The following is an 18,784-nucleotide window of genomic DNA, read 5'->3' as shown; positions in this document are numbered from 1 at the left end:
ACCAAGGAGGTGATTTTGAGTGTTAGTTATGGAGTTCAAGGCTGTTCTTAAAGAGCCTCAAGAGTTGGCAATAAACGAAGCTATTAGAACGGCTCGCTTTGTCCGTAACAAGGTACTTCGGTATTGGATGGACAACAAAGGGGTTGGTAGAAAAGAACTCTATCGCTACAACACTCAATTAAGAAACGAGTTCAAGTTTGTCAAAGACCTTAATAGTCATGCTTGTCAGGCATCTGTTGAGAACGTTGAACGCGCTATCAAACGTTTCTTTGATAACTGCAAAAAGAAAGTCCCTGGAAAAAAGGGTTATCCTCGCTTTAAAAAACATTCTAGGTCGGTCGAATATAAGCAATCTGGATGGAAATTATCCCCAGATAAGAAGTCCATCAAATTCATCGACAAGAAAGGGATTGGGCAAGTCAAGCTCAAAGGTACCTGGGACTTGTGGCGTTTCGACCAGAAGCTGATCAAGCGAGTTCGGATTGTTCAAAGAGCCGATGGGTACTATATCCAGTTTTGCGTCAAGGTAGACAACTCTGTTCGCGTTCGCGCAGCGTCGGCTTTGCCGAAAGCGTGGCCTACGGCCTTGCGATTAGAAGCTACTGGCTTTACTGTTGGCCTAGACGTTGGGCTAAAAGAATTTTACACAGACTCTGATGGACATTCCGAGCCTAATCCTAGATTTTACAGAAGCGGTGAAAAACGTTTAAGGTTTTATCAACGTCGGGTTTCTCGAAAAAAGAAAGGCTCTGCTAACCGAAAGAAAGCCATTAATAGGCTAGGCAGGACACACCTCAAAATAAGTAGGCAACGTGAAGAACATGCCAAAAGACTGGCACGTTGCGTAATCCGATCTAACGATCTGGTCGCCTACGAAGATTTGAGGGTCAAGAACTTAGTAAAAAATCACTGTCTCGCCAAGTCTATTAATGATGCAGGTTGGTACCAGTTTCGAGAGTGGTTAGAGTATTTCGGCCAAAAATTTGGTCGGATAACTGTCGCAGTTAATCCAGCCTACACAAGTCAAAATTGTTCTAATTGTGGCGAGGTGGTCAAGAAGTCATTATCAACTCGAACCCATGCCTGCAAATGTGGGTGTCGGCTGGATCGTGATGTTCCTTCGGAACCGCTTCGCGAACACAATGCTGCTAAAAACATCCTAACCAGAGCCTTGAGTACCGTGGGGCACACGGGAACTTATCAAAACGCTTGGGGAGATCTGTCCTCTACTCTTTCTGGCTCCGGCCTGGTTGAGCAAGACGGGTCTATGAGCCAAGAATCCCCCGGCTTCTAGCCGTGGGGAGTGTCAAAAACAATATCTTGACAAAAAATAAGGTAAAAGGTATTAAGGAAAACCGACAAAATAGAACTGATAATGCTAGAATTCATCCGGTCAGATCTAGCCGAATTAACGGCCTACACACCTCATCCTGGGGGCGAGGAAGGGAAAACACCAGAATCAACTGTTCCCCTGGATCACCTGGATACCAATGAATGCCCCTTTGACTTACCAGAAGAGTTAAAGGAAAAATTAGCTTGGAGCTATCAACAGCTGATTCAAGCTAATCGATATCCCGATGGCGGACATGGGGAACTCAAAAATGCGATCGCAGAATACGTTAACGAATCGGCTGCCCTAGACGACCTAATAAAACCAACCCAGATTTCCGTAGGCAACGGTTCCGATGAACTAATTCGTTCTATTTTAATAGCCACCTGCTTAGGAGGAGAAGGCTCGATCCTAATCGCTAATCCCACCTTCTCCATGTATTCTATACTGGCACAGACCTTAGGAATACCAGTAGTGAGTGTCGGGCGTCGGCAAGAAAACTTTGAAATCAAGATCGACGATGCCCAAGCAGCCATTGAACAGACCTTAACAGAAACCACGACCCAACGACCACCAATACGAGTAGTATTTGTGGTTCATCCTAACTCTCCCACCGCCAACCCCTTGACTCTCCAGGAATTAGAGTGGCTACGTGGTCTACCAGAAAATATTTTAGTGGTTATTGATGAAGCGTACTTTGAATTCAGCCAAGCCTCAGTAGTCCAAGAATTAGCCGACCATCCCAACTGGATAGTATTGAGGACATTTTCCAAAGCATTTCGTTTAGCCACTCACCGTGTTGGTTATAGCATCGCTCATCCAGAACTAATTGCTGCTCTCGAAAAAATTCGCTTACCCTACAACTTACCCAGCTTTTCCCAAGCTGCTGCCATACTCGCTCTCAATCACAGACAAACTCTGCTGGCATCAATTCCCGAGATTATCGCCGAGCGAGATAAGTTACTAAAAGCCCTATCAGAACATCCAGCCTTACAGGTTTGGCCAAGTGCTGCCAACTTCATCTACCTGCGTCTAGCACAATCCGGTAACGAGTCTACTAGCAAAGACCTGACTCAGGTAACTCAGGCTATGAAAGATCAAGGCACCCTAATACGTCATACTGGAGGAGGATTGCGGATCACCGTAGGCTCTCCTGAGGAGAATACTCGCACATTGCAACGACTACAAGCGGTCTTCTCCTAATTTACTTATACCAAGTTGCGGTCAAACGTACAACTTTCTCTTCCGCCTATCTCCCTATCTCCCTATCTCCCTATCTCCCTATCTCCCTATCTCCCTATCTCCCTATCTCCCTATCTCCCTATCTCCCTATCTCCCTATCTCCCTATCTCCCTATCTCCCTATCTCCCTATCTNACCCATGAGTGGTGGTAACTTTCTCCCCAGTGGTGACATCCAAATTGAAACCACTCTCCAACCGGATTTACTGCCACAGCTATTAGAAAACGCTTCCACCGCAGAAGAAGCTGCTAACTACCTGCTTGACCTTTGTCAACAACCCGAAAACCCCTTAACAAACAAACTACTCAACACCGAAAGCTGGCTATGCTTATCCGTAAAACAGCAACAACCCAACGGTGAAGTCGGTTATAACACCTTCTGGAACTACCTTAATCCTTCCACCATTAACCACCCAGAAGCTACCAGCGAAGAACTTTCCGCAGGAATTGTTAACTTTTTCCAAGAATGGACCCAAGCCAATTTAGCTGAAGCTACCCAAAACGCTACCTCTGAATTTCTTGAGGGAATTACCAGCATTTTAAACGAATTAGTTGATGAAAAATTCTCCGACACAGAAGAAGATACCACCACAAACCAATCAATCTTTACCGCAATAGTTAACTTTTTTGAATCAGACGAATGGCAATTTGTCAATATACCAGAAACATCAGCCTTGCGTCTTTTATTCCGAGGGGAAAATGGACAATGGACTTGCTACGCCAAAGTCATAGAAGAACAAAGACAATTTGTATTTTATTCAGTTTGCCCCGTTAAGGCTCCAGAAAACAAGCGCCTACCCATTACAGAATTTATCACTCGCGCCAACTATGGCATGATTATGGGTAACTTTGAATTCGATTTAGACGATGGAGAAATCCGCTACAAAACCAGCATTGATGTACAAGAGGACAATCTTAGTTTTGCTTTAATTAAACCAATAGTTTATGCTAACGTGATGACAATGGATGAATATTTACCGGGAATTATGGCAGTTCTTGAATCAGAGGTGGAAGTGAAAGAAGCGATTTCATGGATTGAGGGTTAAGACATATAGCAATTCTACGACTTGTGAGGTACAAATTTATGGGTTTTAGGGAGCAGGGAGCAGGGAGCAGGGAGCAGGGAAATTTTTAAAGCTGCTCCAGCAGCTAATTCATTCGCCACAGCTTGAGGGACAATAACGGAGCCATAAAGTTGTGGGAGTAAATCTAGTAAATTTGTTTGATAGAGATATTAGATTGGTTAGGTATAGTAATCCTAAATCAATTGAGAGAATGTTTGTTACCTGTTCCCTACTCCCTGCTCCCTGCTCCCTGCTCCCTGTTCCCTGTTCCCTGTTCCCTTTGCTATATCAGCAATCACATTAGGCATTCGCTAAATCCTCTGTTAATTCTGCTTCTGTTAATCTGAAAGTGTTGATACCATAGTCACTCAACTTAGATAAAAAAACTACTCGCTCAATACCAGCTAGTTGAGCAGCAGCACCAGAGTAAAGTTTACCTAATTTATAAAGTTTCATCGCAGCACTTAAACATAATTCTTCTCCTAGTGTGGTGTTAGGTTTAAAGCCTGTGCGGTTTCTTCTGGAACAGATAGGGTAAGTTGATACATAATCAAAGGGAAAGCTACTTTGCTATAAATATAGCAATTATCATAGCTATAAGGTACACAATTTCGGGATTTTAGGGAACAGGGAACAGGGAACAGGGAACAGGGAACAGGGAAGAGATAAGAGATAAGAGAGAAGAGGGAAGAGGGAATAGGGAATAGGGAATAGGGATGCGCTGCATCAAGACTGTACCTTATAACTGCCAGAAACGCTATATAGCATTTATCAAATACGTGAGGTACAGTACGTACCGGAAGCGCTACCCCTTTGGTCTAATCGCCGATAGAAACAATTTCCTCAACATGGACAAAGCCAGGCTTTAAAGATAATTGAAAATCTAAAGTACTATTAACGTTAACAAGGATAACTTCGAGGTGCGCAATGGATCTACACAAATCTAAAACTATACTCTTGAGTAGCATACTCTTAGCATACTTGAGTCTCAATGCTTGTAACGAACAAGGGACACCGCCACCGGATACATCCACTTCCTCTCCATCTCCTATAACAGAAGTAGAAACATCCCCAACTCCTACCCAAACTCAAAATACCCCTAAGCAAAGAAAAGTTAAGGTTTTTTTACCCAAGCAACCTCAAAGTAATGAGGATTTTAGGTATGTGGAACCTGTAGTCAGAAGCACCAATAGTCGTGCAGTGGCTACTTTTGCCATTGAACAGTTGATTATTGGTCCGACCACAGCAGAAACTAAAATTGGTTTCACCGAAGCACTAAAACTTAAAGGTAGCTCCAACTGTGGTAAAGATTTTACTCTCTCTATTGCAGCAGAAACCGCCACCCTCAAGTTTTGCCGTGCCATTCCTTCCCCTGGAGTAGGCTATGATGCTAGAGCTACCAGTGCTATTCAATCTACCCTCAAACAGTTCTCAACTATCAAATCGGTAGTTATCCTCAACAAAGACGGCAATTGTTTTGGGGACTTAAGTGGTGAAAACCTCTGTTTGAAGACTGGGAGCAAGAAACAACCGCTTTCTACTAAATCTAAAATAGCAATTAATGGCATTGGCCCCATCACCGTGGGCATGACGGTGAAAGAAGCATCCCAGGCTGGGCAAGTTAAATTAGTGCAAGAAGTTAGTGGTGGAGAAGAGCATGGTTGCTTAATCTACAAGCCAGAAGGAATAGAAAATCTCTGGTTTATGGTGACAGAAGGAAAAATTACCAGGGTAGACACACGTTCTCCACAGATTAGCACAATTAGCGGGATAAAAGTGGGGGATAAGTTAGATAAAATTATGTCTTTGTATCGTAACAAAATAGAACTTGAACCCCATCAATATGTACCGGGTGGTAAATATGCAACCTTCGTACCAACAGATACTTCAGATAAAAATTATCGAGTGATTTTTGAAACCAATCCAGAGGGTAAGGTAACTAGTTTACGCGCTGGTAAACTACCGGAAGTGGCATATGTAGAAGGATGTGTTTAACTCAAGTTGGAAAGAAGTACTGCGCTCTAATGAAGGTGAGCTTCCCTTGGGAGAGCCAACCCAGAATCTAGAAAATCGGCTCTTCGGTACCGGTTATATCATGTCCGGTTGAATACTTACACAGATAGATTCTGATCAAACCAAAAAATCCTCGGATCTCTTTCCTTCTGTTCCCTGTTCCCAGATCCGCTGTTCGCTGTTACCTTCTCCTTATTTTCGATTCCCTATTACCTGGTAAACACGTCAGTAATTTTTATTTAATTCGAGATAATAACTTGACAAAAATATCCGTGGCGAAGTAATATCATTTTGGTTTCATCAGAAACAAACATTAGAGATAAGTTAGGTGATGAAAATCTTAAAAGTTATCAAAAACGGCATGAACTTCAAATTCGCCCAAGCGTTGAAAGTGCTGTGCGCTTTGTTGGTAGCGGCACAACTGTTTTTAACTAGCGCCCCCCCTGCGATCGCACAACCCATTGGCCCTTGTGTACTAGATCCGGCTGATATTGGTGTGCCCTGTACTCGTGATATCAATCCCTGTGGCAATCCTAGCATTTGCCTCTGCCCGGATGGATATTCCTATGATCAATCTGTCGGCAAGTGCATGATCAAAGACATTTCTATGGCAGGCGGTCCTGGAAAACCTGTTGATAGCAAGTGTGCAATCCCACCGCAGGGTATTTGCACCCGAGACATCAATGCGTGTGGCTATCCGAGCATTTGCCAATGTCCTGGAGGAACCGAATACAGTGCGTTGACTGGTTCTTGTGAAGTACAGGTCGGATACTAGAACCTCACTCTGTTAGTAATTCTATCCAATCCCAGGTGATCACAAGTTAGATTCAGATCATAATTAACAGTTGAGGGTTCACTTTCAGCAGTGAACCCTCAACTGAACAGACTTAGCCAGTTTTGTCAACATTAATTAAGTCAGTAATTGTTAATTAAAATAAAAATCCTATTACCCTTGATTTTTAATTAACATTACCTCTATAATTTTTACGCCAGTTTCCTCTGATATCTCTAAAGCCTGAGAAAGCTCGTTCAAAAAGTCTTCTTCCTCATCGGTAATTTCTCCATCTGCTAAGATAATATCAGTGGCGATCGCAAAGGCTGTTCCTTGTAGCTCATAGGGGAGTGATTTCAGGGCTGCACTAAGAAGAGGATAAGAACCTTGTCGCTGCAGGAGCATCAAAATTCGTTCAAACATTCTTGCCATTACATCAGCTGAGTAGCTCCTAAACAGCTGCATTCGAGATAAGGCAGTAATAATGGCTTGTACTTCAGAATTAGTCGCGTATCCGTCAGCAGCAACAGCGATTAATGCGATCGCAGCAAATGCTTCAGCTGGTCCGAGTGTTGTCTGGCTGTGTTGACGACTAATTGAAATTTTATCAAACAGACCCATTTTTGTTGTCTCTTGGAAAAGTACCTTAGTTAATACCAAGATGACATTGGTGACCGCAAATGGAATTAGTGGAAATACTGAACTTGTGACTAGACTTTGCGAAAGTTTCCTATTCCACCTCAAGCAGGGCTATAGTTAATCTGGTTAATCTGACCAATAAACTAGAGTCAATCTCCATCAAGGATAATCACCCCTGTGGCACCAGTAACCCCCGACGTAAACCAGCGAGTTCAGGAACTGCGGCGACTGTTGCAAAACGCTAGTTATGCCTACTATGTCCTCGACAATCCCATCATGGCAGATGCCATCTACGATCAACTCTACCGGGAACTGCAAGAGCTGGAAACAGAGTATCCTGAGTTAGTAACTTCTGATAGTCCAACCCAGCGGGTAGGAGAAAAACCAGCTACTGGTTTTGTTTCCGTGCGCCACAATATCCCACTGTATAGTCTGGATAATGCCTTTAACCTTGAGGAATTTAATCAATGGCAAGAACGATGGCAGCGTCATATTTCTGGTGATATTTCCCAAGACTCAGGACTCAATACTGAATACGTTTGTGAACTGAAAATTGACGGTTCAGCATTAGCACTGACCTATGAAAATGGGATTTTAGTGCGGGGAGTGACCAGGGGTGATGGGTCCACAGGAGAAGATATTACTCAGAATGTCCGCACTATTCGCTCCATTCCTTTGCGGCTGAATCTAGATCAACTTAATCTAGACGAAAATCTAGACCAACTGCCAGCTTTAGTAGAAGTGCGTGGTGAGGCATTCTTACCTCTGGATGTATTTGAGAGGATTAATCAGGAACGAGCACAAGCAGGTGAGCCATTATTTGCTAATCCTCGTAATGCCGCTGCTGGTACGTTGCGCCAATTAGAACCTCGAATTGTTGCTAAACGGCAATTGGCTTTCTTTGCTTATACCTTACATATTCCGAATCAGGATAGTAGTGAGGAGTACACCATCCCAATGCCCAATTCCCAATGGGATGCTCTAGATTTGCTGCAAAAGCTTGGTTTTCCGGTGAATCCCCATCGCCAATGTTGTGCTTCCCTACAAGATGTTCAGGATTATTACAATCATTGGGATGCGAAACGGAAAGATTTACCTTACCTGACCGATGGGGTAGTGGTGAAAATTAATGCTTTCCCGATACAACAACAATTGGGGTTTACCCAGAAGTTTCCTCGTTGGGCGATTGCTCTGAAATATCCGGCTGAAGAAGCTCCCAGTCGTGTGGAAGCAATTACAGTTAATGTGGGACGCACCGGAGCAGTGACACCCTTGGCTATTTTAGAACCAGTGCAATTGGCAGGGACAACAGTACAACGGGCTGCCCTACACAATGGTGATTATGTTGCCCAATTAGATTTGCGAGTTGGGGATACGGTGATTGTACGGAAAGCGGGGGAAATTATCCCGGAGGTGGTACGTGTCTTACCAGAGTTACGTCCTGATCATGCTAAACCCTTCGAGATGCCTACCCATTGCCCTGTTTGTAATCAACCCTTGGTGCGTCCTAAGGGTGAAGCAGTGACTCGCTGTATTAATTCATCTTGTCCTGCTATTGTTAAGGGCACTCTCACCCACTGGGCAAGTCGTAATGCTCTTGATATTAATGGTTTGGGGGAAAAGATTGTAGAACAATTGGTAGACCAAGGCTTGGTCACATCGGTTGCTGACCTTTATGATTTAACCCTAGAGCAGCTGGTGTCATTGGAGCGTATGGGCCATAAGTTAGCCCAGAAGTTGCTAAATGCGATCGCAAAATCCAAAACCCAACCTTGGTCACGAGTCCTGTATGGGTTAGGGATTCGTCATGTCGGTAGTGTCAATGCTCAAACCCTTGCCCAGACTTTCCCTACCATTGAGCAGTTGGATCAAGCAACCGTCACCGATATTGAGGGAATCTATGGCATTGGACCAGAAATTGCTCAGTCTGTCTGGGGTTGGTTTCAGATTTCCAGCAACCAAACCTTGATTACTCGATTGCGAGAAGCAGGTTTACAGTTAGTAGCCTCATCTAAAACAATAGCGCTAGATAATAAACAACCCTTAACCGGAAAAATCTTTGTGATTACTGGCACCTTGCCTACCCTCAAGCGTAGTGACGCGAAAGACTTGATTCAAAACGCTGGTGGTAAGGTTACTAGTGCCGTTAGTGCCAAAACTGATTATTTGGTGGTTGGGAAAGATCCTGGTTCTAAGTTAGAAAAGGCTAAAGCATTAGGAATTACCCAATTACGTGAATCCCAGCTATTAAGATTTACCCAGAAGTTTCCTGCGATTGTGAAGGGAACTATCACCCACTGGGCAAGTCGTAATGCTCTTGATATTAATGGTTTGGGGGAAAAGATTGTCGAACAATTGGTAGACCAAGGCTTAGTCACATCCGTTGCTGACCTTTATGATTTAACCCTAGAGAAGTTGGTGTCATTGAAGCGTATGGGGTATAAGTCAGCCCAAAAGCTGCTAAATGCGATCGCAAAATCCAAAACCCAACCTTGGTCACGAGTCCTGTATGGGTTAGGGATTGGTCATGTGGGTAGTGACAAGGCTAAAACCCTTGCCCAGACTTTCCCTAACATTGAGAAGTTGGCTCAAGCAACCATCTCCGATATTGAGGGAATCTACGGCATTGGACCAAAAATTGCTCAGTCTGTCTGGGATTGGTTTCAGATTTCTAGCAACCAGACCTTGATTGATCGATTGCGAGAGGCAGGTTTACAGTCGATTGACAAGAGACCTCTGACCCGCTGGGCAAGTCGTGATGCTCTTGATATTAATGGTTTGGGGGAAAAGATTGTCGAACAATTGGTAGACCAAGGCTTAGTCACATCCGTTGCTGACCTTTATGATTTAACCCTAGAGCAGCTGGTGTCATTGAAGCGTATGGGGTATAAGTCAGCCCAAAAGCTGCTAAATGCGATCGCAAAATCCAAAACTCAACCTTGGTCACGAGTCCTTTATGGGTTAAGGATTCGTCATGTGGGTAGTGTCAAGGCTAAAAACCTTGCCCAGACTTTCCCTACCATTGAGCAGTTGGCTCAAGCAACAATCCCCGATATTGAGGGAATCTACGGCATTGGATCAGAAATTGCTCAGTCTGTCTGGGATTGGTTTCAGATTTCCAGCAACCAGACCTTGATTGATCGATTGCGAGAAGCGGGTTTACAGTTATAAGGATCACCTTAAACTATAGCGCTATATAAAATCCAACCATTAACCGGAAAAACCTTTGTGATTACTGGCACCTTGCCTACCCTTAAGCGTAGTGACGCGAAAGACTTGATTCAAAACGCTGGTGGTAAAGTTACTAGTGCCGTTAGTGCCAAAACTGATTATTTGGTGGTTGGGGAAGATGCTGGTTGTGACATACTCCTACACTGATCTTTTCAGATTCAGTGTAGGCTTCTTACCAACTCCACCTATTGGTTCGGATACTCGGTAAGCTTTACTTCGGACGGGATGCCCCACCGCCAACTTCAATATATTTTTTGCCGCATTCACGTCCCGGTCTTCCGTGTATCCACAGTGAGGACAAGAATGAATGCGGTCTTTTAATTTTTTTTGAACTTTTTTGCCGCAATTAGAACAGTTCTGACTGGTGTTTCGGGGGTTCACTGCTTTCGTGGCCAGTCCAGCGATCTCGGCTTTGACTGATAAGATTGACAGAAATTGACCCCAACCAGCATCTAAAACTGACTTGGCCATTTTGCTCTTAGCCAGACCCTTAATGTTTAATTTTTCATGAGCCACTAGATCGTGATTGTCTAGTAAGTCTTTCGCGGTCTTAAAATGGAAGTCTTTCCTGGTATCAGCTACCTTTTTGTGAGCCTTTCCCAATTTAAGAACAGCCTTTTTTCTGTTGTTGCTTCCCTTCTTGGAGCGGCTAACGGCTTTCTGAATTTTTTTTAGCCGTTTTTGAGCTTTTCGGTAGTACTGAGGGATGGGTACCTCGGTACCGTCAGATTTGATAAGGAAAGACTTAAGACCCATGTCAATCCCGACAGGATTAGTGACACTGTTGATCGGGATAATCTCCGGTGCAGAGTCATCTTGAATCAACAGGGTAACGTAATAACCATCGGCTTTTCGGGTTATCGTGGCGGTCTTAATTGTGAATCCATCAGGGATTGGTCTGTGATATATCATCTTGACCTTACCAAATTTTGGTAGGGTCAGAATATTGCCGCTAACTGGATTTTTAGACAAGGATGGAAAAGTAAAAGAGCGGTATCTGCTCTTACTCTTGAATCTTGGTTTTCCGCTCCTGTTGCCATTGCAGTCTCCTTTCAGAAACCGCTTAAAAGCCAGATCTACCCTCTTTACACAGTCTTGTAAGACCTGAGAGTGGATTTCTGCATACCAGGGTCTACTTTTCTTTAGTCCAGGTAGTGTCTTTTTCTGAGAAAAATAGTCTGGTTTTTTTCTTAGTTCTGGTAGATAGCAGGTTAGTGGACAGGAGTTAATAGAACAGCGATTCCGCTCATACCAATTAAATCTGTCAGCTAACAAGTAATTGTACTGACAACGCAACATATCAAGCCATTTTTCGATCTTGGCTATTTGATTTTTGTTTAGTCGCAACTTGTACTGGTAAGCTGATATCACTTTACTGTTCTCCTGTCTATCGACCTAAAACCATGCTAGCATGTGGGTGACCAATTGCAAACCCAGAATAGCCCAAAAATTGAAATACAAAAAACTAGTAGTCAGATTGACTGATTTTGAAAAAAGGCAGTTAAGACAAGAGGCCGAGCGGAGGGGTATGACTCCATCTGAGGAACGTAAGAAGCTTCATAGCTCGCCTACCAATACCAAAAGACCCAGTGCAAAATTCATCCCACACTCATGCTACGCATTGAGATGTGGGATGAATTTTGCCGGACGGCTAAGTTAGAAAAGGCTAAAGAATTAGGAATTAGCCAATTAAGTGAATCCCAGTTGTTGGAATTGCTGTAAGTCACCGTATCCCATACCAAATCTATGTTATCGATTCCCGATTCCCTTACTGTGGTTGGTTAAACCGGTCAGGTGATGGCAAGTAAGTCAACCAAAAAACCCCGCGTCTCATGACCGGGGAGTGTTGACAGTGGATTGAAGGTTTAGCGGTAACGACGCTTGCGTCTGCGAGCGATCGCTTTGCGCTTTTTCTTTTCAATGGGAGTCTCAAAGTGCCGTAGACGCTTCATATCAGCAAAAATTCCTGCTTTAGATACTTGTCGCTTAAATCTACGCAGGGCTGACTCAATGCCTTCATTTTCACCGACAACCACTTGGGTCATACTAAATTAATCCTCCTAAATTTGAACAAAAAATTCTACCTATAGTATCATACAATTATACTATCTAGCAAGATTGGTGATAACAAGACGTCATAAGATATTACCAAAAATTTTGGGTAATCGCGCCCTGTCCTTATAGGACGGCTTTTATTTAAACTTTATCTTGACAGTTTGTGATAGGTGTGCTAAAATAAAAATATAAAAGACTAGATAGATACTATCTAACCATAAGTAGACAACGTAAAAAATATGTATCAGATACATATTGCGTAATTTGGTCTAACGACTTAAACGTCTGCCGAAAAATTTAGATAAAAAAAAGTACCTATCTATCTAATATAAAAAAAAGGTACGGTGGGGCACACCGGAACCTGGATCTGAAATGATCTAAACGCTCGGGGAGATTTGTCCTCTACTCTTCCTGGTTCCGGCTGGCCCACGCAAGACGAGTCGTTGATCCAAGAATCCCCGTTCTTATAGGACGGGGAGTGTCAAACCGTCAAATACTGGAAAAAAAGACTATTTCATTAACAATTGCGGTTGATCTCGATGAAGGTAAGGATTCAGCAATCAGCAATCAGCAATCAGCAATCAGCAATCAGCTATCAGCTGACGGCTGACGGCTGACGGCTGATTGCTTACGGATGAAGTTTAGCGATCGCATTTTCAATCAACTCAACTCCTTGCTCAACCGTCTCTATTCTACTGAGTTTCTTACGCAATTCCCCTGCTCCAGGAAACCCTTTCGCGTACCAACTCATGTGTTTCCGGGACTGATAAATACCCCGCTCCCCCTTATAGTGCCATAGACCTTGTAAATGCTCCTTAGCACATTCCAGCAGTTGTACCGGTGTGGTTGGGGGTAACAGTTGTCCGGTTTTCAGGAAATAGTCTATTTCTCCGACTAGAAAGGGATAGCCCAGGGTTCCCCGAGAACACATTACCCCATCAGCACCGGTTTCTTCCAAGCAGCGCACTGCTGCATCGACGGACAAAATATCCCCATTAGCAATCACTGGGATTGACAGCACATCTTTTACCCGCTTAATCCATTCCCAGCGAGCCGAGCCATTATACCCTTGGTCACGAGTACGGCCATGGAGGGTCAACATCTGAGCCCCGGCATGTTCCATACGTTGGGCAAATTCTACCGCATTGATCTCCTGATTAGTCCAGCCAATACGGGTTTTGACCGTTACAGGCACCTCCACTGCCTTGACTACTGATCGTACAATTGCTTCCGCCGTTTCTGGATCTCGCAGTAAGGCAGACCCGCCACCATTTTTAGTAATTTTATTAACAGGGCAACCCATATTGATATCCACAGTATCTGCCCCTTCTGCCACTGCCCTTTGTGCTGCTTGAGCCAGAAAGTCCGGGCGACAGTCGAATAATTGGATACTGATCGGTTTTTCTAATGGGTCTACCTCCATAATCTTGGGCAATTCTCGGAGATACTTTAACTGGCTAGCATGAACCATTTCGGTATACATCATCGACTCAGTGGCGTAGCGACGCACTAGGCGACGAAATACCAAGTCGGTTACTCCAGACAGGGGTGACTGTAAAACCCGGCTGTTGACCTCAACCGAGCCAATTTTAAGGGGTGACGCTAACCGTTGCTGTAATTGTGGAGATAGAACTGCCATGGGTAATGGTGCTGTTTCCGTCGTGATCGCCCTTATTAATAGATAATTGATGCTTTAAAGATACTATAGTGCTGATTATACTTAGCTGATCATACTTATCAGGTAAAGTCAAGTTTCTTACCCCTATTCCCTACTCCCTACTCCCTACTCCCTACCCGGTTTCAGTTTCCTCCACTACTCTCAAGACGGCAAACACAACTGATTTTTTACGGTTCACACCAATCCCAACAGCAGTTAATTTTCGTAAATTAGACACAGGCAAGGCAAGAAAAACGGATAAGGAAAAAAGCAGACATGGGTTTTGACCATAGCAGTCCTAATTGAAACGTGACGGAAATCAGAACTCTGGGTGGATTCTTCCCCAACTTCGGTGATCTTCCCTATGTTCCGACTATCACACCTAATCGAAAATGGCGCTGATTAACCATAACTTTTTTCTTTCCTGCTGCCCCTTGACCGAGAAAATCAGTAGATAATCGGTTATCGAAGAGGGGAGTTTGTTCGCGTAGCGTGGCCTTTGGCCAGGGTAAAATTCATCCCCGTCCTCTTAGGTCGGGGATGAATTTTACCCTCAATGGCGTTAATAAACGAAAAAACTGGGTATCAATCCTACCCGGCTACCCCCGGAACGTTCGCGCAGCGTGGCCAAAGGCCAGGGAAAGTTACGCCCATGGAGTTAACAGCCACTTAGTTGGTTGTGCCTGGGAATCCCCATCCTCTTAGGTTGGGGAGGTTCAATCAATAGAGAACCGTCCCATCTTAGGTTCGGGAAACCACCCTTCATTAGACTGGCAAATAAAGTTCAGTATAAATAATGGTAATCCAACCGATGGTATAAAAACTGGCAACGGTTATTCCTTGAACCAATCTGACGGATCCTTCTCTAATCCTCTCCTACCCTACCAGTATTTGTAGTTATACGCACCCGGAACACTCTTATGGCAAAAGTTGTTGGAATTGACTTAGGTACAACAAACTCCTGCGTAGCAGTAATGGAAGGTGGTAAACCCACGGTTATTGCTAATGCAGAAGGTTTTCGGACAACCCCTTCAGTCGTAGCTTATGCCAAAAATGGCGATCGCTTAGTCGGTCAAATTGCTAAGCGTCAGGCGGTGATGAACCCCGAAAACACTTTTTATTCAGTCAAACGCTTCATTGGACGTAGATACAGTGAAGTCACCAACGAGGCTACCGAAGTATCTTACAAAACTCTCAAGGTTGGTGATAATGTCAAGCTAGATAGCCCAGCTCAAGGAAAGCAATTTGCGCCAGAAGAGATATCAGCTCAGGTGCTACGCAAGCTGGTTGATGATGCTAGCAAGTATCTTGGGGAAACCGTTACCCAAGCGGTAATTACTGTGCCAGCTTACTTCAATGACTCCCAGCGTCAAGCTACTAAGGCAGCGGGTAAGATTGCTGGTGTTGAAGTGCTGCGGATTATCAACGAACCGACTGCAGCGTCTCTGGCTTATGGTTTAGACAAGAAGAGCAACGAAACTATCCTAGTGTTTGACTTGGGTGGTGGTACCTTTGACGTCTCCATTCTAGAAGTAGGTGACGGGGTGTTTGAAGTGTTAGCTACCTCCGGTGACACTCACCTCGGTGGTGATGACTTCGATAAGAAAATTGTTGATCACCTAGCCAAAGAGTTCCAAAAGACAGAAGGGATTGACCTACGTAAGGACAAGCAAGCTCTACAACGTCTGACTGAAGCCGCAGAGAAAGCCAAGATTGAGTTGTCTAGCGTTATGCAAGCTGACATTAACTTGCCTTTCATCACCGCTACCCAAGAAGGGCCTAAGCACCTGGATATGACCTTGACTAGGGGTCAGTTTGAAGATATTTGCTCTGACTTAATCGACCGTTGCCGCATTCCGGTAGAAAATGCTATCAAGGATGCCAAACTCGACAAGAGTGCCATTGATGAGGTGGTCTTGGTTGGTGGTTCTACTCGGATCCCTGCAGTGCAACAGGTGGTCAAGAAGGTACTTGGCAAGGATCCTAACCAGACCGTTAACCCCGATGAAGTGGTAGCGGTAGGTGCTGCTATCCAAGGTGGTGTATTGGCTGGTGAAGTCAAGGATATCCTACTGTTGGATGTCACCCCCTTGTCCTTGGGTGTGGAAACTCTCGGTGGCGTGATGACCAAACTGATTACCCGTAACACCACTGTCCCCACCAAGAAGTCAGAAACCTTCTCTACTGCTGTGGATGGTCAGACCAACGTAGAAATCCATGTTCTTCAGGGTGAGCGGGAAATGTCCTCTGACAACAAGAGCTTGGGAACTTTCCGATTGGATGGAATTCCCCCTGCACCCCGTGGCGTGCCTCAGATTGAGGTAACCTTTGATATTGATGCCAACGGTATCCTTAATGTTACCGCTAAGGACAAGGGCACTGGTAAGGAACAGTCGATCAACATTACTGGTGCGTCCACCCTATCCGATCAGGAAGTAGACCGGATGGTGAAGGATGCTGAAGCTAATGCAGAGGCTGACCAAGAGCGTCGTGAGAAGATTGACCGTAAGAACCAAGCTGATTCTCTGACCTACCAGGCCGAGAAACAGATTAAAGAACTCGATGATAAATTGCCAGCAGCTGATAAGGAGAAGATCGAAGGGTTGATCAAAGACCTGCGAGAGGCAATTACCCAAGAGGATGATGAGAAAATCAAGACTCTGACCACTGAGTTACAACAAGCTCTCTACAGTGTTAGTGCTAACCTCTATCAACAAGCTGAGGGGGCTGCTCAGCCTACTGATGCTGGCGCACCAGGTCCTGATGCTGGTGCTTCTAGTAGCTCTGGTGGTGATGATGTCATTGACGCTGAGTTTTCTGAAAGCAAGTAGGGGTTTGGTAATAGTTAATGGCTAATAGCTAATGGCAGAAAATCCTAAAGGTTAGTCTATCTCTGTCTAAAGTGTAATTAAGGTTGATGAGTGATAAAATGCTCATCAACCTTTTGTTTATTGGATTTTAGGGAGTAGGGAGTAGGGAGTAGGGAGTAGGGAATAGGGAATAGGGAATAGGGAATAGGAAATAGGGAATAGGGAAAAAAATTCTCACAATTACGACACGGATTGCTATATGATAAATTAGTAGCTAAAGTCTAGGCAAAAGGCAAAGGGCTAGAGGGAATAGTCGTCAGTTATTAGAGTTTATTAAAAATAGGGTTATCAGTACTTTTGGCAAAATTAGTAAATCTTTAAAGTAGTTTATATGTGACATTTTTAAAGCATAAAAAATCCAACTTAAATAAACTTTTGCCTCTTGCCTCTTGCCTCTTGCCTCTTGCCTCTTATGAATTCCCGATTCCCGATTCCCTACTCCCTACTCCCTACTCCCTACTCCCTACTCCCTGCTCCCTAAAAACCTTACCCAACTGAAAACCCTATTGTGGATAAACAAACGATTGATTCAATTCAATACCTCCGCTACCAAGCTGCATCTTTGCTAGTTTATCAATCAGTATTGAGTGAAGGAGTAGGTTTAGCGTTTTTGAAACTATTAGAAGCTATGGTGAACAGTGATGTGGATGACATCAGTTGTTTAAAAGCTTATGGTGACTGGTTTCAAGGGTTAGCTAACAAAAACCAAAGTTGGCAAGATTATCTGTTTAGGAAAATCCTGAGGGCTGATAATTCCTTTACCAGGCAAGTGCAAAGTTCTGAATTAGAAACATTACCACCAGCATTGGTAGAGGCAGCTCGTCATGACTTACAAGCTTTACAAAATATCTATAATTGCAGCAGTAAACAACTTTGTAAGTGGGTCAAAAGAGCATCTGTTTTACCGGTTGAACTGGTGCCTTGGAATTGTGAGTCAAGTCAATCAAGGTCTGGGTCTGACCAGATTGATAAACGTACTCAATGGCACGCTGATCTACAAGCTAAACTAAACAATTTAGACAATTGGGCTGATGGCTTGGAAGCGATCGCAGCATACTATCGAGAGTTTGGGACTGGACTTTTTGCTGACTATCAGGGGTTTCGTTGGCAATCGGGTCAGTTGCTTGGTATTGCCAATCCAGATCCGATTAGACTCAGTGAGCTGGTGGGCTATGAATTGGCGCGGACGCAATTGCTCAAGAATACAGAGTTTCTGCTGAAAGGCTACCGAGCCCTGAATGTATTACTTTACGGTAGTCGCGGTTCAGGTAAGTCTTCTTTGGTCAAGGCGTTGTTAAATGAATACGGTGAGCAGGGATTGCGAATTATTGAAGTCCCGAAATCAGAGATGATTGATTTACCGGTAATTACCGAGCAATTGCGAGACCAGCCTCAAAAATTTATTATCTTTATCGATGATTTATCCTTTGAAGAGGATAATGATTCCTACAAAGCTTTAAAGGTAATCTTGGAAGGGAATTTAACGGCACGACCTGCTAATGTTGTGGTTTACGCCACCTCTAATCGACGACACTTGATTCGAGAATTCTTTGAAGACCGTCCCCGTCCTAGCAATGAAGAAGTCCATGGTTGGGATACGGTTCACGAGAAACTCTCGTTTAGCGATCGCTTTGGCTTAACCCTAACCTTTGAGAAAGCTGACCAGAAAACCTACCTCAAGATTGTCCAACATCTAGCTACCCTAGCCCAAATCCCCCTTGAGCCTAGTGAAATCAGACGTCGTGCCTTACAGTGGGCAATCCGAGCCAATGGTTTCTCTGGTAGAACAGCACGACAGTTTATTGATTTTTTACGAGCAGAGGAATTAGGGAGTCGGGAGATGTAGGAGATGTAGGGTGGGCAGTACACAGACCGATTAACTCAGCTTGCTAATCCTGTAGCTAGCTACTGCC

The 18,784-nt window shown here is 44.1% G+C and carries 14 protein-coding genes and 3 pseudogenes; 12 read left to right on the top strand and 5 right to left on the bottom strand.

The window, feature by feature from the left end:
- Positions 1 to 19: 19 nt before the first annotated feature.
- The 4 genes from F6K49_RS03080 (at position 20) to F6K49_RS03065 (ending at position 3,938) form a co-directional block, all read left to right on the top strand.
- On the top strand, positions 20 to 1,294 hold the full coding sequence (locus F6K49_RS03080) for a transposase (protein ID WP_293094121.1): 1,275 nt from the start codon (positions 20 to 22) through the stop codon (positions 1,292 to 1,294).
- An 81-nt stretch (positions 1,295 to 1,375) separates the two neighbouring features.
- Entirely contained in the window at positions 1,376 to 2,533 is a 1,158-nt protein-coding gene (locus F6K49_RS03075) for a histidinol-phosphate transaminase (RefSeq protein ID WP_293094118.1), read from the top strand.
- Positions 2,534 to 2,548: 15 nt separating this feature from the next.
- The gene (locus F6K49_RS03070; RefSeq protein WP_293094115.1) at positions 2,549 to 3,616 is read left to right on the top strand and encodes a YbjN domain-containing protein; all 1,068 of its coding nucleotides are present in this window, start codon (positions 2,549 to 2,551) and stop codon (positions 3,614 to 3,616) included.
- 151 nt (positions 3,617 to 3,767) lie between these two features.
- Positions 3,768 to 3,938, top strand: coding sequence for a hypothetical protein (locus tag F6K49_RS03065; protein ID WP_293024443.1), 171 nt, complete (start codon positions 3,768 to 3,770; stop codon positions 3,936 to 3,938).
- On the opposite strand, the gene F6K49_RS03060 is transcribed toward F6K49_RS03065, so the two are convergent.
- On the bottom strand, positions 3,935 to 4,090 hold the full coding sequence (locus F6K49_RS03060; RefSeq protein ID WP_293024442.1) for a UPF0175 family protein: 156 nt from the start codon (positions 4,088 to 4,090) through the stop codon (positions 3,935 to 3,937). The genes F6K49_RS03065 and F6K49_RS03060 overlap by 4 nt on opposite strands.
- A gap of 471 nt (positions 4,091 to 4,561) precedes the next feature.
- Between F6K49_RS03060 and F6K49_RS03055 the strand changes: the two genes are divergently transcribed.
- Both F6K49_RS03055 and F6K49_RS03050 read left to right on the top strand, forming a co-directional pair.
- Positions 4,562 to 5,629: a hypothetical protein gene (locus F6K49_RS03055; protein ID WP_293094112.1), complete on the top strand. Its 1,068-nt coding sequence runs from the start codon at positions 4,562 to 4,564 to the stop codon at positions 5,627 to 5,629.
- Between the two features lie 349 nt (positions 5,630 to 5,978).
- A complete protein-coding gene (locus F6K49_RS03050) occupies positions 5,979 to 6,422 on the top strand; it encodes a hypothetical protein (protein ID WP_293079807.1) in 444 nt (147 codons plus the stop codon).
- Positions 6,423 to 6,593: 171 nt separating this feature from the next.
- Here F6K49_RS03050 and F6K49_RS03045 read toward each other — a convergent pair whose 3' ends face one another.
- Complete coding sequence (locus tag F6K49_RS03045) at positions 6,594 to 7,040, bottom strand: tellurite resistance TerB family protein (RefSeq protein ID WP_293024436.1); 447 nt, start codon at positions 7,038 to 7,040, stop codon at positions 6,594 to 6,596.
- A 195-nt stretch (positions 7,041 to 7,235) separates the two neighbouring features.
- Here F6K49_RS03045 and ligA point away from each other — a divergent pair.
- The 3 pseudogenes from ligA to F6K49_RS03030 form a co-directional block, all read left to right on the top strand.
- A pseudogene (gene ligA, locus F6K49_RS03040) lies at positions 7,236 to 9,308 on the top strand (NAD-dependent DNA ligase LigA); the annotation flags it as partial.
- A 27-nt stretch (positions 9,309 to 9,335) separates the two neighbouring features.
- Positions 9,336 to 9,737: pseudogene (locus F6K49_RS03035) on the top strand (helix-hairpin-helix domain-containing protein); the annotation flags it as partial.
- A 66-nt stretch (positions 9,738 to 9,803) separates the two neighbouring features.
- Positions 9,804 to 10,415 (top strand): annotated as a pseudogene (locus tag F6K49_RS03030) (helix-hairpin-helix domain-containing protein); the annotation flags it as partial.
- Positions 10,416 to 10,427: 12 nt separating this feature from the next.
- On the opposite strand, the gene F6K49_RS03025 reads toward F6K49_RS03030, so the two are convergent.
- The 3 genes from F6K49_RS03025 to dusB all read right to left on the bottom strand — a co-directional run bounded on the left by F6K49_RS03025 (position 10,428) and on the right by dusB (position 13,983).
- The gene (locus tag F6K49_RS03025; RefSeq protein ID WP_293024434.1) at positions 10,428 to 11,660 is read right to left on the bottom strand and encodes a transposase; all 1,233 of its coding nucleotides are present in this window, start codon (positions 11,658 to 11,660) and stop codon (positions 10,428 to 10,430) included.
- Between the two features lie 494 nt (positions 11,661 to 12,154).
- On the bottom strand, positions 12,155 to 12,334 hold the full coding sequence (rpsU, locus tag F6K49_RS03020; RefSeq protein WP_008186741.1) for a 30S ribosomal protein S21: 180 nt from the start codon (positions 12,332 to 12,334) through the stop codon (positions 12,155 to 12,157).
- A gap of 638 nt (positions 12,335 to 12,972) precedes the next feature.
- Positions 12,973 to 13,983 carry a tRNA dihydrouridine synthase DusB gene (gene dusB / locus F6K49_RS03015; RefSeq protein WP_293094109.1) on the bottom strand — a complete coding sequence of 337 codons (1,011 nt, stop codon included), beginning with the start codon at positions 13,981 to 13,983 and terminating at the stop codon, positions 12,973 to 12,975.
- 938 nt (positions 13,984 to 14,921) lie between these two features.
- Between dusB and dnaK the strand changes: the two genes are divergently transcribed.
- The 3 genes from dnaK (at position 14,922) to F6K49_RS03000 (ending at position 18,717) form a co-directional block, all read left to right on the top strand.
- Positions 14,922 to 16,832, top strand: coding sequence for a molecular chaperone DnaK (gene dnaK, locus F6K49_RS03010; protein WP_293037681.1), 1,911 nt, complete (start codon positions 14,922 to 14,924; stop codon positions 16,830 to 16,832).
- Positions 16,833 to 17,204: 372 nt separating this feature from the next.
- Positions 17,205 to 17,369, top strand: coding sequence for a hypothetical protein (locus F6K49_RS03005; RefSeq protein ID WP_293094106.1), 165 nt, complete (start codon positions 17,205 to 17,207; stop codon positions 17,367 to 17,369).
- Between the two features lie 10 nt (positions 17,370 to 17,379).
- Entirely contained in the window at positions 17,380 to 18,717 is a 1,338-nt protein-coding gene (locus F6K49_RS03000) for an ATP-binding protein (RefSeq protein WP_293094103.1), read from the top strand.
- Positions 18,718 to 18,784: the final 67 nt, after the last annotated feature.

It is taken from the genome of Moorena sp. SIO3I6 (assembly GCF_010672095.1).
Note: the sequence above shows the minus strand (reverse complement) of the source record. Positions and strands in the feature narration are given on the sequence as shown.